At 45.1% G+C, this 14400-nt stretch carries 13 protein-coding genes; 9 read left to right on the top strand and 4 right to left on the bottom strand.

Annotated elements, in window-relative coordinates; genetic code table 11:
* Positions 1-21 precede the first annotated feature (21 nt).
* From pyrR to AC27FN_RS01675, 3 genes are read left to right on the top strand one after another with little or no spacing between them, the layout of a single operon-like run.
* Positions 22-555, top strand: coding sequence for a bifunctional pyr operon transcriptional regulator/uracil phosphoribosyltransferase PyrR (gene pyrR, locus AC27FN_RS01685; RefSeq protein WP_487166297.1), 534 nt, complete (start codon positions 22-24; stop codon positions 553-555).
* Between the two features lie 31 nt (positions 556-586).
* A complete protein-coding gene (locus AC27FN_RS01680) occupies positions 587-1666 on the top strand; it encodes a carbamoyl phosphate synthase small subunit (RefSeq protein ID WP_487166296.1) in 1080 nt (359 codons plus the stop codon).
* On the top strand, positions 1666-4254 hold the full coding sequence (locus AC27FN_RS01675; protein ID WP_487166295.1) for a carbamoyl phosphate synthase preATP-grasp domain-containing protein: 2589 nt from the start codon (positions 1666-1668) through the stop codon (positions 4252-4254). Before AC27FN_RS01680 ends, AC27FN_RS01675 begins: the two co-directional genes overlap by 1 nt.
* A gap of 260 nt (positions 4255-4514) precedes the next feature.
* Here AC27FN_RS01675 and AC27FN_RS01670 read toward each other — a convergent pair whose 3' ends face one another.
* A complete protein-coding gene (locus AC27FN_RS01670) occupies positions 4515-6218 on the bottom strand; it encodes an NFACT RNA binding domain-containing protein (RefSeq protein ID WP_487166294.1) in 1704 nt (567 codons plus the stop codon).
* A gap of 168 nt (positions 6219-6386) precedes the next feature.
* Between AC27FN_RS01670 and AC27FN_RS01665 the strand changes: the two genes are divergently transcribed.
* The 4 genes from AC27FN_RS01665 to AC27FN_RS01650 all read left to right on the top strand — a co-directional run bounded on the left by AC27FN_RS01665 (position 6387) and on the right by AC27FN_RS01650 (position 10396).
* Positions 6387-6812, top strand: a complete 426-nt coding sequence (locus AC27FN_RS01665) for a MarR family winged helix-turn-helix transcriptional regulator (RefSeq protein WP_487166293.1) — start codon at positions 6387-6389, stop codon at positions 6810-6812.
* A gap of 36 nt (positions 6813-6848) precedes the next feature.
* The gene (locus AC27FN_RS01660; protein ID WP_487166292.1) at positions 6849-8132 is read left to right on the top strand and encodes an alkaline phosphatase family protein; all 1284 of its coding nucleotides are present in this window, start codon (positions 6849-6851) and stop codon (positions 8130-8132) included.
* Between the two features lie 59 nt (positions 8133-8191).
* Entirely contained in the window at positions 8192-9451 is a 1260-nt protein-coding gene (locus AC27FN_RS01655; protein WP_487166291.1) for an MFS transporter, read from the top strand.
* Between the two features lie 63 nt (positions 9452-9514).
* Positions 9515-10396, top strand: coding sequence for a DegV family protein (locus tag AC27FN_RS01650; protein WP_487166290.1), 882 nt, complete (start codon positions 9515-9517; stop codon positions 10394-10396).
* 114 nt (positions 10397-10510) lie between these two features.
* On the opposite strand, the gene AC27FN_RS01645 is transcribed toward AC27FN_RS01650, so the two are convergent.
* From AC27FN_RS01645 to AC27FN_RS01635, 3 genes are all read right to left on the bottom strand, one after another.
* On the bottom strand, positions 10511-11365 hold the full coding sequence (locus AC27FN_RS01645) for an NAD(P)-dependent oxidoreductase (RefSeq protein ID WP_487166289.1): 855 nt from the start codon (positions 11363-11365) through the stop codon (positions 10511-10513).
* Positions 11366-11392: 27 nt separating this feature from the next.
* A complete protein-coding gene (rbsD, locus tag AC27FN_RS01640; protein ID WP_487166288.1) occupies positions 11393-11788 on the bottom strand; it encodes a D-ribose pyranase in 396 nt (131 codons plus the stop codon).
* Between the two features lie 194 nt (positions 11789-11982).
* Positions 11983-12807, bottom strand: a complete 825-nt coding sequence (locus AC27FN_RS01635) for a histidine phosphatase family protein (protein WP_487166287.1) — start codon at positions 12805-12807, stop codon at positions 11983-11985.
* A gap of 201 nt (positions 12808-13008) precedes the next feature.
* Here AC27FN_RS01635 and AC27FN_RS01630 point away from each other — a divergent pair, with 201 nt between their 5' ends.
* Positions 13009-13875 carry an aldo/keto reductase gene (locus AC27FN_RS01630; protein ID WP_487166582.1) on the top strand — a complete coding sequence of 289 codons (867 nt, stop codon included), beginning with the start codon at positions 13009-13011 and terminating at the stop codon, positions 13873-13875.
* Positions 13876-13890: 15 nt separating this feature from the next.
* Positions 13891-14382: a DNA-3-methyladenine glycosylase I gene (locus tag AC27FN_RS01625; RefSeq protein ID WP_487166286.1), complete on the top strand. Its 492-nt coding sequence runs from the start codon at positions 13891-13893 to the stop codon at positions 14380-14382.
* Positions 14383-14400 lie beyond the last annotated feature (18 nt).

Below are 14400 nucleotides of genomic sequence, written 5' to 3'. Positions count from 1 at the left end.
TTAATAGTGGAGGCTCAAAATATGTCAAAAGAGGTTGTTGATGCGATGGCAATGCAACGCGCGCTGACACGGATCACGTACGAAATTATTGAACGAAATCGCGGTATTGGAAATTTAGTTTTAATCGGCGTTAAAACTCGCGGCGTGTTTTTAGCTCAGCGCATCGCATCACGCTTACATCAACTGGAGAATACCGTCGTTCCGGTTGGGAAATTAGACGTTAGTGGTTATCGTGACGACATTCATCATAAAGAACCAGCGACGAAAAGTGCTATCACGAATTTGAATACGCCGATTACAGATAAAAAAGTCGTACTAGTTGACGATGTGTTATATACCGGACGGACAATTCGTGCAGCCTTAGATGCCATCATGGACTTAGGCCGACCTAATAGCATAAATCTTGCCGTATTAGTTGATCGTGGGCATCGTGAACTTCCAATTAGGGCCGATTTTGTTGGTAAGAATATTCCAACAGCTCAAAACGAGCATATTCGGGTTGCGGTTGACGAGATCGACGGAAAAGATAGCATTGAGATTGTCACCAACGATTAGGACTTAAGCAAGGTGAGAAAGGACTGAGAAGATGGCAGAACGCTACTTAATTCTCTCAGACGGTACCGCTTATAAGGGTCAGGCCTTCGGTTCACCTGCAACAACCAGTGGCAACATTGTTTTTAACACGAGTGTTACTGGTTACCAAGAATTGCTGACTGATCCAATTTATCATAATCAAATCATTGTTTTCACGACGCCAACAATCGGCGCCGTGGGCGTTAACCATGAGAGTTATGAATCAATTTTACCAACAACTAAAGGGGTCGTTGTGCGGGAGGTTGCTAATGTTTCAACTAATCGACAGCGTTCGCTAAGTTTGGACCAATTTTTACGGGTGCACAACATTCCTGGTATTTCAGGGATTGATACGCGGCAATTGGTTCGCAAGCTTCGTCGTAACCCCGGACTTAATGCAAGCATTGTGGATGTTGCGGACGAGCACGCCTTCGATCAACTTAATGCAACGGTTCTCACTAATCAACAGGTCGCTCAAGTCGCCACACCTCGCCCGTATGCTAATCCGGGAATGGGCCACAATATTGTGGTGATCGATTTTGGTTTAAAGAGTGGCATTTTAAGAGAACTGGCGGTCCGCTCTGCTAACGTGACCGTGGTGCCGTTCACTAGTAGTGCTGAGGAAATTCTTAATTTGGATCCAGATGGAGTCGTCTTATCGAGCGGTCCTGGTGATCCGCGGGATTTGTCAACTGATATTTTGACCATGATTCAGCAAATACAAACCCGAGTGCCATTGTTAGGTATCGGACTTGGCCATGAATTATTTGCTTTAGCCAATGAGGCGAAAATCACGCGTTTACCTGTGGCACACCAGGGGATGAACCATCCAATTCGCGAAATTATTACCAATCAAATTATGTATGCAGCTCAAGCTGAGGAATTCGGGGTTGATCGGGAAAGTATTGATCGTAATCAATTGTTGATTACGCATATTGACCTGATCGATGGGTCAATTCAAGGATTACGGCACCGGGATTATCCCGCATTTTCCGTACAATTTTTCCCAGATGCTGCCCCAGGGCCGTGGGAGACCACGCAAGTCTTCGATGACTTCATTGAGTTAACTGGAATTCGAGGTGATCGATTCTAATGGCAGAATCCACGCAGACAGACACATCACAAACCAGTGCACAACAAACAGCATTTAGTGAAGCTGCTCGCACTGCCGAAATCAAAACAAGTACTCATCAACGCATTCTTATTTTGGGTGATGGCCCCAATGGTTTCGGTCATGAGAGTGAGCTTGATGCGGCCACGTATCAGACCTTACTGGTTCTCAAGCGACGCGGTCTTGACGCAGTGTATTTGAATAATAATCCTTATTCCTTTTCGATGGATAATGCGTGCGGTGCCACGGTTATCGCCGGTGATCCGAGTGATCCAGCGGTTGTTCGGCAAGTTATTGAGAGTGAAAACATCACCACCTTGTTAGTCACTGTGGGTGGTTTAACCGCCATGCGCACAGTGGAGGAATTAATTGCCCATGATTATTTGGATGACAAACAGATTAATGTGCTAGGCACGCCGTTAACTACTGTGCGACTCATTAACAATCCTTCTTTGATGAATCAAGCACTACGCGATCTCGGTGAACCGGTGATTCAATCACAGGTCGCTAGTGACACTTCAGCGGCTTTTGATTTCGCACGACAGGTCGGATTCCCGGTGATTGTTAAATCAGTTGCTCCCAAAGGTGAGGGAGATCGAGTACTCGCTGAAACAGCCGATCAACTAGATGGTGCCTTAACCGCTGCCTTTGACCGATCACGAACAAAACAGGTCATTATTGATCAAAGCATCGTCGAACTAAAAGAAGTATCATTTGAAGTCATGCGTGACATTCGTGGCACGGAATTACTACTTGGCGCTACCGAGGATATGGATCCGGTTGGCATTCATGCGGCTGATTCGATTGAGCTAACGCCCATCCAAACCCTGACAGATCGTGAGTATCAAAAATTACGACAGGCTGCTTTCCGTGTTGCACGCCAGCTGCATATTGTCGGAGTTCTGCATGTTCAATTCGCACTCGATCCAGCGGCTGATCGTTACTTCATCATGAAGGTCAATCCATACTATGATCGCGTTTCCGCCCTCCTGGCAAGGGCCAGCGGTTATCCGATTGCTCAAGTTGCGGCCAATGTGATGACTGGTGTGCCATTGCCTGAGGTAAAGTTACCCACCGGATTTGCTAAACGAACAGCCTTAATTGAACCTGTTTTGGACCATGTTGTGGTTCGGTTTCCAATTTTTGCTTTCGATGAAGCGGAACGCCGTGGGGTCAGTGTGGATCGTCAATTAACGACGGTCCAAAAATCGGTTGGCACGACTCTTGGCATCGGTCGTTCCGTGGAGGAAGCCTTGATCAAGGCCATGCGTGGCGCACACTATCATGATCGTGACTTTGCCTTTGATGCCTTAGCCAAACTGTCGGATAATGCCTTGATCCAACAGTTGATTCATCCATTGGATAATCGAATCATGCTTTTATTAGAAGCCATTCGTCGAGGTTATCAGTCTGATGAGTTGGCTGAGTTAACTCAGATCAATGAATTTTATTTTAATAAGTTGCGCCATATTTATGAACTAGAAATTGATGTCGCTGCTCATCCGCATGATAACCACTGGTTAGCCCAGGCGAAGTATTACGGATTTAGTGATGGTCTGATCGCACAATTGTGGCACACTCACGCCGATGCAATCATGAACGCCGCACAAGCCGCCGGTATTCAGGCAACTTTTAAGACAGTTGAGCCAACTGCTGGTGAGTTTTCTGAAGCGGTGCCAGCTTTTTATTCGACCTATGAGTTAGAAAACGAAAGCTCACCCTTATCAGACCAAGCAGCACTCGTTGTAACGACCGGACCTTTTCGACTAGGTGATGGTGCGGCTGGCGACTATGTCATGAGTACAGTCGTCAGTGAATTGCATCAGCAAGGAATTAAAACCATTGTGGTTAACAATAATCCGAATGCGATTAGTCTTATTCCACAATTGGCGGACAAACAGTATCTCGAACCGCAAGAAATTTCTGACATCATGACATTGGTTGATTTGGAGCGGCCCAAGTGGATCTTTGTTCCTGGCAATCGGCTGAAGTTGATTGGTGCCTTGCGGCTACATCATGAAAATGTTGTTGTAATCAATAAGGATAAGGCCCTCAATCCGGTGCAGGATGGGGCACACTTCTTATCCAGAATTGTCTACCATTCGAATAAAATTGGCGTCAACGATCCGCAAGAAGTCGGTCAACTAGCTTATGACCAACCAATTCACACACTTAAAGCGCAACCACAGGGCATTCCTGGGATTGCAGCCGAACCAGGTGCGATGCGACATTCAGGTTTCTACAGTACTTTGTTCTCGGCATTTAGCGGTCACTCACGTATGATTACCACGGCATTGCCGTTTACCGAACTGGCCTTGTTAAATAAGGGGACCGGAATCAATTGGATTCGCTTATTGGTTCGTGCACTGATTAACAAAACCACCAGTGCCGATCGCACTCACCTGGGCCAAGGCGCGTTCAAAACACTCACGGCAGCGGATATTTCAATGACCGACTTACCGACTGATATCGATATGCGCTGGCGTCCCAATCTGCCACTTACTAGTCCACAATTTAGACTGGGAGCCAAACTCGTCATCGCGTTTCCCGGCGAATTACACATGACTTGATTTCACTAAACAGACATCAGGCTTGTGTAGCTCGACAATCAGGGACGCTGCAGCCTAAGTTAAGCTCATTAAAAACGATGCTTACGGGCTAAATCAATTTAATAAAAAAGTAGGTCCAAATGCGGTGATTTGCATTTTGGACCTACTTTTTTATTCATAATCAACTTATACCGTTGAGATTCAGGTCTGTTGACTAACGCTCGATGGCCAAACGGTTTAAACCATTGATGCCAGACCGAATTTTCAAAGCCGAAAACGGATTAACCATGAAGTTGATCAACGATATGCGCATCAGGGGTGACAAATAAAGTTCGTTGCCCCTCATAGATCACAAATCCAGGTTTTGCCCCGTTAGGTTTTCGAATCTTTTTGACGGGTACGTAGTCTACCGGTACACTCGCTGAAGCCCGGGCTTTGGAGAAGTAAGCGGCTAACAAAGCAGCCTCGGTCAGTGTTTGTTCTTGGGGGGTGGCTTGATGAATAATGACATGCGAGCCGGGCAAGTTCTTGACATGAAGCCAAATGTCATTTTTGTTGGCCGTGTGAAGCGTTAATTTATCATTTTGCAGATTGTTTTTACCCACTGAAATCAAAGTGCCATCGCTAGCGTGAAATTGTTCGGGCTGACTAATCTGTAAACGCGGTTTCTTGCGACCCTTAGTCTTAGGTAATCGAATATAGCCTTGTTGCTGTAATTCAAGGCGAATTTCGTTAATGTCTTTAGGACTGGCCAGTTCAATTTGAGCCTGAATATTTTCTAAATAGCTAATTTCTGCCTCAGTTTTTGTCATTTGATCGTTCACGTAAGCAACGGCGTTCTTCAATTTCTGATAGCGATTAAAATATTTTTGAGCATTCTGGGAAGGGCCGATTTGATTTGAAAGACTGATCTTTAATGGCCGATCCTCATCGTAAAAATTAGGCAATTGAATTTCGGTCATGCCGCGAGTCACTTGGCCTAAATAGGTCGTTAACAGCTCACCCTTAACGCGATATTCGTCAGCATGATCCGATTCAGCCAAAGTTTCTTGTAATTTTTTCAACTTCGTTCGATTTTTCTTCAGCTCATTGCGAACAATGTGAATTAAATTGCCGGCCTGTTCATTAACTCGTTCCCGCTCTGCTCGATCTTGATAGAAAAAGTCTAATAATTGGCTTAAACTAGCAAACGACTGTGACCGGAGCGTGGCATATTCGATTGCGATTGCACTGAAAGCCGTTTTTCCAGCAGTTGTCTCAGTTAAAGTTGGCACAGGGTGATCAAACTGATTGAAGAAAGCGTGAAAATTTTGCTCGACGGATTGCGAATTATTATGCAATGCCTGCGCCAATAATAATGCCGTATCATGTGCTAAGCCCTGAAATGTTAGCTGTAGTTGTTTGGCCAACACTTCAGCGGCCGGGAAATCATGCACTAGCGTTTCGATATTGTCAGCGCTGACAAAAGGATTGACCGTATTTTGAGCCGGTGGTGCTTGATAAGTGGCCCCCGGCAGCAGCGGTCGCACGCGGTTTTGGTCAGGATTCACATGTTTAATCAGATCTAAAATTCGCTGATCACCTAGATCTAACAAAAAGAGATTACTGTGTCGGCCCATCATTTCAAGCACTAGGCTGATCTGTTGACGATCACCTAATTCGTTACGTGTGTTGAAGTTCAAGCGGACAATTCGATCATTGTCCACTTGAACCAATTCAGCCAAGATCGCACCATCCAAATACTTACGTAACATCATCGTGAAATTGGTTGGGGTCGCCGGATTGGCGTATGGAATCTCAGTAATTTGAATGCGAGCATAGCTAGGGTGGGCGGATAGTAATAATGGATAATTTTTCGATTGGCTACGAATCGTTAACATCACTTCATTAGGATAGGGCTGTGATATTTTGGCCACCCGGCCACCTGTTAATTGCTGACTCAATTCGTGGACCATTGCATGTGTAAAAGCGCCATCAAATGACATGCCGCTACCTCCTTTTAATCCGTTCAATTTAACTCAATGATAATTATTATAAGCGTCGATAAATAACAACGCAAAACAAAGAATTGCTAATGGCAACTTGTAAAATGCAATTTCGTTATTGTATAATGCAATATAGATTAAGAAAATATTATGATTGCAGGTGACTTCATGAAACCAAGCTTGTCAGCACTCCAGGATAGCGAAAAAATTCATCGAACTCAATTATTGGCCATTACTAAAATGCAACAGCTAACGATTGCTGAATGGCAGCTATTGGCCAATCTAGATCAAGGCTATACGACGCAAGAACAACTTGCTACCGCCACTGAACTCGATACCTCAACGCTGAGCCGTCAGCTTAAGAGTTTAGGTAACAAGGAAATGATTGACAAGGAAGCAACAGGTCGCGATCACCGCCAGCTGATTTACTCAGTTACACCAGCCGGTAGTGCAGCGCTGACCGCGATTAACGCTGCAGCGGAGAAATTGACTGAGCAAGTGTTCGACAAATGGACAGATGAGGAAAAAAACTTACTTCAAATCCTCCTGAATCGGTTAGAAACGAGCTTATCTCGTTTATCCCAAATCGAGTAACGTTTTAGCTAATTATTTATGAAAGGGGAAAAGCGAATGAGTACAACGCGATTAGTCGTCATTTCTTTAGATGCGCTGGGTGCCGATGATTTACGAGATCATCTGCATGAGTTGCCTCATCTGGCTCAATTAGTTGCCACGGGCACACATGTCAAAACGGTCATGGGAATTTACCCGACCTTGACTTACCCATCACATACAACGATTGTGACTGGCATGTGGCCTAAGCATCATGGCATCGTTAATAATACCAAACGCCAACCACAACGGCGCTCACCAGATTGGTTCTGGTATCGAAAAGCAGTTAAGGTGCCGACCATTTATGACCTTGCTCGCCAAGCTAATTTAACAACAGCTGCTTTTTTATGGCCAGTTACGGCCGCGGCGCAGATTAATTGGAACGTGGCGGAGATTTTCCCCAATCGAATTTGGACGAATCAATACTTGGTCTCTTTTCGGGCTAGCTCACCGTTATTTTTATTACATATGAATGCGAAGTATGGCGGATTACGCCGTGGCATTCACCAACCCCAGCTAGACGACTTCATTACGGCTGTCACTGCAGATACGTTGCTCCGTCATCGGCCAAATTTAACATTGGTCCATTTGGTCGACATGGACAGTATGCGACATCGTTACGGTGTCCGTTCACCTGAAGCCATGGCAGCTTTAAAGCGCCTAGATAAACGTGTCGGTCGATTAATCGACGCAACCAAACAGGCGGGAACATTTGCTGAGACGAATTTTGCTATTCTCGGTGACCACTATCAAATTGACGTGACCAAGATGATCCACCTGAATCATTTGTTTGCCGAACAAGGTTGGTTACAACCAAACAAGCGTGGCGGCATTCGTAGGTGGCAAGTCTTAGCAAAAACGGCGGACGGCTCAACATATGTTTACATCAAAGAGCCGACTCTGCTTAAAAAAGTTCGCGACCTCATTGGATCAGTCAACGGTGTGACCCGTATTTATTCGCATTCCGAGCTGATTAAAGCTGGTGCCGATCCGCAAGCAGCCTTGATGGTGGAGGCCCAAGCTGGCTATTACTTCACCGATGAAGTTGCGGTAACGGCCACGGTTGAATGTGTTAATCCACACGATATTGGTTCGCCAGATCGTTATCGAGCGGTTCATGGGTATTCGCCACAGAAACCAGATTACGCAACGACGCTGATCCTAAATGGACCCGACATCAAAAGCGGTTACGAAATTGCTACAGCCCGTTTAATTGATGAGGCGCCAACTTTCGCACGGTTGCTAGGGTTGCGGTTTCCACAGCCAACTGATGGGAGCGCCCTGGATGATGCATTTAATTAAAGGTTAATTAAGGAAACCTGGTGGCGCCAGGTTAGGCATGCATGGGAGGGGCCCAGAGAGTGACTAAATCAAACACATTTACGAAAGCAGAGTGGAGCTGGATCTTTTATGATTGGGCCAATTCTGGTTACGGCATCATCGTGGTGACAGCGGTGTTGCCGATTTTCTTTAAACATATCGCCGCTTTAGACGGCCTTGCACATACAACGGCAACCGCCTACTGGGCTTATGCAGATACTTTTGGCACACTAATTGTTTCATTACTGGCACCATTACTGGGCGCGTTAGCTGATTATCAGCATTATAAAAAGCGCTTATTTGCGTGGTTTACTGGTCTGGGTATCATAACGACTGCTGGAATGACCCTTATTCCACAGCAGGCTTGGTTATTACTCCTTGGCATCTACATTTTGACTGCCATTGGGTACTCCGGTGCAAATATTTTTTATGATAGCTTCTTAACTGATGTCACAACTAATCGACGGATGGATCGTGTTTCCTCAGCGGGATATGGTTTTGGCTACGCTGGTGGGGTGGTTCCATTTATATTATTTATGGTGGTGCAGTTGTCGCATGGTTTCCATATTTTGTCGACCCGTGGCATCGTTAATTTTGCCTTTTTATTGGCCGCCCTTTGGTGGTTGGTTTTTAGTTTACCAATGTTTAAACATGTGCATCAACTGCATTTTTTACCGCCAGTGGAGCGACCAATTCGAACAAGTTTGCACCGGCTAAAACAAACGGTGAGTCACATTAGACAGTATCGACAAATCGCTATCTTTTTACTCGCTTATTTCTTTTACATTGATGGCGTTGATACGATCTATACGATGGCTAGTCCATTTGGCTTAGACATGGGGGTTAAAACGGATGAATTAATCATCGTCTTGTTGGTAGTTCAACTCGTGGCTTTCCCATTTACACTAATCTATGGTTGGCTAGCTAAGCGATGGGGCACAAAGCGTGTCTTAATGGTGGGTGTGCTCATTTACCTGGGCATTTGTCTTTATGCCTTGATGATTCATAACGTCATTGGCTTCTGGGTCCTAGCGGTTCTGGTCGGAACTTCTCAAGGAGGGGTGCAGGCCTTAAGTCGCAGTTACTTTGCCCAACTTGTGCCTAAGGAGCAGGCTAGCGAATTTTTTGGTTTTTATAACATTTTCGGTAAATTCTCGGCAATTATTGGTCCAGCCATGTTTGGGATCGTCGCCCAGCTCACCGGCCGCTCACAGATGGGGGCGAGTTCGCTGTCACTGCTGTTTTTAATCGGTTTGGTTTGTCTTTGGCTGCTGCCCGCACAAAAGGGTGAGCAACGCTAGTTACTATTTTTTAGGTGTGGTAGAATTGACGAATACTTTTCGAAAAAGAAGGTCGACGACGTTATGAAGATTGCCGTGGTTACAGATAGCACTTGTTATCTGTCCCAAACTGAAATTGCCGATAACCATATCCATGTCATTCCCATTCCGTTTGTTGTAGATGGGAAGACTTTCAACGAGGGTGTTGATATTTCCACGGAAGGGTTTTACCAATTACTACGAGAATCCAAATCATTTCCTAGTACATCGCAACCCCCGTTAGGTTCAATGATTGAGCTGTATAATCATTTAGCCGATGAAGGTTATGACACAGTCATCAGTATTCACTTGGCTAGCACAATTTCAGGCTTTGTTGGTTCGTTACAGGGCGTCGCTGCTGAAGTCGCGGATCGGATTCGGGTGATTCCGTACGATTCACAAATTACGGTTCGCCTGATGGGGTATTTAGTCCTCGCAGCCGCTCGTATGGTACAGTCTGGGGCTGATCCGGATGAAATTGTGCACCAACTAGACAAAATTCGGGCCACCATGGGGGAATACTTTGTTGTTGATGATCTGCAAAATCTCGTTCGGGGTGGCCGGTTGTCCAATGCCTCAGCTTTTATTGGCTCTGTTTTAAAAATCAAACCCTTACTGACTTTTGATGATCAAACACATGAGATCGTAGCCTTTGAAAAAGTGCGCTCCACTAAAAAGGCATTAGCCCGCGTGGAAACACTCTTTTCAGAGGCCCAGGCGCAGGTTGATTATCCGCTCCGCGGCATCGTGATTCATGCTAACGATCCCGTTGCTGGGCAGACCTGGCGAGATAAACTAGCCAAGCAATTTCCCTCGATGCCATTTGACCTCAGTTATTTCGGGCCAGTCATTGGCACCCATTTAGGTGAAAAGGCCTTGGCCTTGGCCTGGATGATTGATATCGATCAGATGGATCATTTGAAGTAACAGCTAGTTAAACCCGAGAAAACAAACACCTTATCCCCGCATAGTTGTGGGAATAAGGTGTTTTTTTGAGGCAGTTCGCATCTGAAATTGTAATGCTTAGCATTTGGTCAAAATTCATTGCCGAAATTGAGGCAGTTTTGTATCGGTCGTCGTGATATCAATAAAACGAGCTTCTTGAGGATCGTCGTTAACCGCTTTTCGCAATCGATTCCGAGCAGCCTCGGCCAACGGCAGTTTGAGCAAGGATTCGGTTGCCGCCAGCAATTCATCTACATCTGCGACAGAGTCTTTCAGAGGGCGCGGATTTGTTTGATCTAATGCACGAATCACCACTGGTTTTAGGGGACCGACTTGGAGTAAATCAAGGACCGTTTCATAGTCAATGCCATACGCGTCGGCCAAATCGAGGGTCTCACGAATACCGGCCTCAGCTGCCATGATTCCAACATTAGTAATCAATTTGAGTTTGGCACCATTTCCTAATGCACCAGTATATTTAACGTTGCCCAACAAACTCAAGATGGGTGAGACAACTTCGAAGGCCTTGGTTGGTCCAGCGGCGATTAAATTAAGCTGAGCTTCGCGAGCGTATCGAACACCGCCAATCATTGGAACATCTAATAATTTGGTCGTCGTTGGCATGGCTTGATTAATGGTGAAAATTTTCTCTGGATCAAGTGTCGAAGTGATGATCAAAATACTGTCCGGTTGCAAATAGTTGATGATGCCTGGCGTTTGATTATCGCCAAGATGTAAGGCTAAGACGTCCTCAGACATGACCGAAGTAATAACCACTTTAGCCGCCTTAACGACATTTTCTAAGGAGGTTCCCACGATAATGCGGTCACTTTCAATCGCCGCCATTTTATCCGAATCGCGATCCCAAACTGTGACGGTGTGGCCTGCCTCAGCTAAGTGTGGCACCATCTGACTACCCATATCGCCAATGCCAATAAACGAAATATTCATATCAATCAACTTCCTCTCTTGATTAAACTAACTAAACGGACCGCTTTCTAAGATGATGTTGGAAAAAGGGGTCATTTCTCCTGTTCGAATGACTGCCGAGGCTTGCCCGAGCCGTTGCTTGAAAACACTGTGTGGAATAAAAACGATCGGGATTTTCGGCAATAGATGCTTAATCGTAGTCAACTGCTGCGGATTGACCGTTTTAATTTCTTCAGCGACATAGACACGCTCAACGGATAACTCAGTTAAAACATTTTGCAAAACATCGCTAAAAGTCGGCACTTGCCTAGTGATAGCGACATCAATTTTAGGAACTTGTTTTGGAATTGGTAAGCCCACATCGCTTACGACTAGCCAATCGGTGTAGCCAAGTTCAGCAATTGCCGTTGCAATCTGACCATTAATGACCGGTGTGCGTTTCACAGTGATTACCTCCTCACATGATTTTATCAACCTAAATCACCGTCACCATCATATAAATTCACCGTTTTGTTTGCTATTTTTAGTAATTGTGAATTAACAAAACAACGCCAATTAAAAACGCGTGGGCACTTGAAGATCAGCACGCCAACGCGTTTTGCACGGTTTCATTTAATGTTGTATTGATTTGAACGAAATTAATGATTCATTTTGGCCCCTTGGTTAACGTAACTCAGTGTCCCAATTGGACCGGACACCTGTAGCTTGCCGTGCTTATAGATCAATTTCGTCACAGCAGCATTTTTCAATGGTTTACCGTCATATTTGGAACTCATCGTGGATAAGTATTCATTGATTGACATGCCAGAGCTCACAACTAGCACGTTACCACCGCCATTTTTAGCCGTGGTTTTAGCGATATGATTCAGTTCAGTTGTCATCCGTTGTTGCACTGCTTTGGCACTCTCAGCACGGTCTGCAGTCGCCAACTTAGTTTGTTGACTGTTTTCAGCATCTAGCTTGTGGTAAGCATCTTGTAGTTTATTCCAGTAATCTTTGCCCGTTTTTTGCATAAATTCGTCACCATTCTGGTAACCATCTACCTGGGCAAGTTTGTCATTATCCGCAGCAATGGGGTCACCTTCAAAGCTACCATAACCACCTTCACGTAGGTCCTTATTTTGGGTCACATGAATTTTTTTATTACCAGAGTATCGCAACACCTCTTGGGCAGTAACTGTTTGACGGGTTAAATTACCTGAATAGGCAGCCTTAAAATCAGTATGTTTTAACCCTCGGCCTAAGTTGTCAGCCACCTCAACACCATTCTTGGTTAACGGAAAATCACTCCAACCTTGAACGCGCATCATCACGTTGGCGGTTGTCTCACCATGACGTGTAAGATAAATCGTAACGGGCTTGCTACTAGCTAAAATTGGCTGCGGTCGATATGTACCCACCGCAAAGGCTAGGCCGGCAGTTATTGTCGTCAATAAAAGTGCAAAGCGTTGTTTGAATGACATTTGAACACCCCTCAAATATGTTTTTTAGAAACCGCTTACTCATATCCTATCAGAGATTTTTCAGTCAGAACGAATGATTAGAGAGTTCTCTAAAAGTACGCGGCTTCCTATCATTATTTGTTAATCCGTCCGGTTTGAAATGCGCAAGCCGACAGGTCATAATGAGGTTATCAGTCATATTTACTTCTGGAGGTTAAAATGATGCAGCCAATGACGACAACGGTTTCATTAATCAACGATGTCAAGATGCCACAACTTGGCGTCGGCGTTTTCCAAGTTACCGATCAAAAATTAGCTTACCAAACCGTAACCACCGCTTTAAAAATCGGATATCGGCATATCGACACGGCCAGTTACTATGGCAATGAAGCCGCAGTGGGACAAGCGGTTAGTGAAAGCCATCTACCAAGAACTGATCTCTTCATTACCTCAAAGCTGTGGAATAATGTCCGGGGCTACGATGAAACAATTCAGCAGTTTCAAACAACGTTAACCACAATGGGATTGGACTATTTAGATCTATACCTTATTCACTGGCCAGCACCAGGTTATGAAAGTGCTTGGCGAGCCATGGAAGATCTGTACCACGATGGTCAGATCCGGGCAATCGGCGTGGCAAACTTTGAACCTGCCCACATTGAGCACCTGATGAGCACAGCCAATGTGCCGCCGATGGTCGATCAAATTGAAACTCATCCATATTTTCAGCAAACTGAATTGCACGATTATTTAAAAACCAACCAGATTGTTCATGAAGCTTGGAGCCCCTTAGGTGGGGGAAAGAGTCATGAGTTACAAGATCCAGTGATCCAAGGTATGGCAACCAAACATCAAGTGACACCGGCCCAAGTAATTTTGCGATGGCAACTGCAACGAGGTGAAGTTGTCATTCCTAAATCGATCCATGAAAAGCGGTTAATTGAAAATCTTAATTTGGCAGATTTTTCATTAACGACAGCGGACATGACCAAATTGGCCGAATTAGATCGTGGGGGACGGATCGGCCCTGACCCTTTTGATCAAGCATTTTTGCAACGATCGAGTCAATATGCGGATTGGCGCCACTAGCTGGGAGGACCGAAAATGACCATTAACGTAGGTGTTGAAGATTATCAGGAACACTTTGGTCAGCCCACGCATGACGATCAACGACTATTTGAACTACTAACAGTTGGCGTATTTCAAGTCGGCCTTAGCTGGCGAATAGCTGCCAGTAAGTTACCGGTGTACCGTCGAGATTTCGCTGGTATGCAAATTTCGCAAGTAGCTGCTCTAGATGAGCCAGACATTGAACGAATTTCTGCCGATCCAGAAATGATTCGGAATCCACGAAAAATTCGCGCCGTTATCCAAAATGCTAGGGCGATTCGAACCATTCAAGAAAGTGGTACAACATTTGCCGATTATATGTGGGGCTTTGTCAACTTGATGCCAGTAATAACAGACGATTCGACGCTGACGCATTCACGATTTGCCAGTTTGGTTGCTAAACAAATGAAGCAACAAGGGTTTACTTTCGTTGGCCAAACGGTGACGCACATGTTCATGAAAGCAGCGGGGATCATCCAATCATGAGATATGAGATTTTTGATT

It is taken from the genome of Furfurilactobacillus sp. W61-4, assembly GCF_057545565.1.
This window is presented reverse-complemented; position numbering and strand designations above follow the sequence as displayed.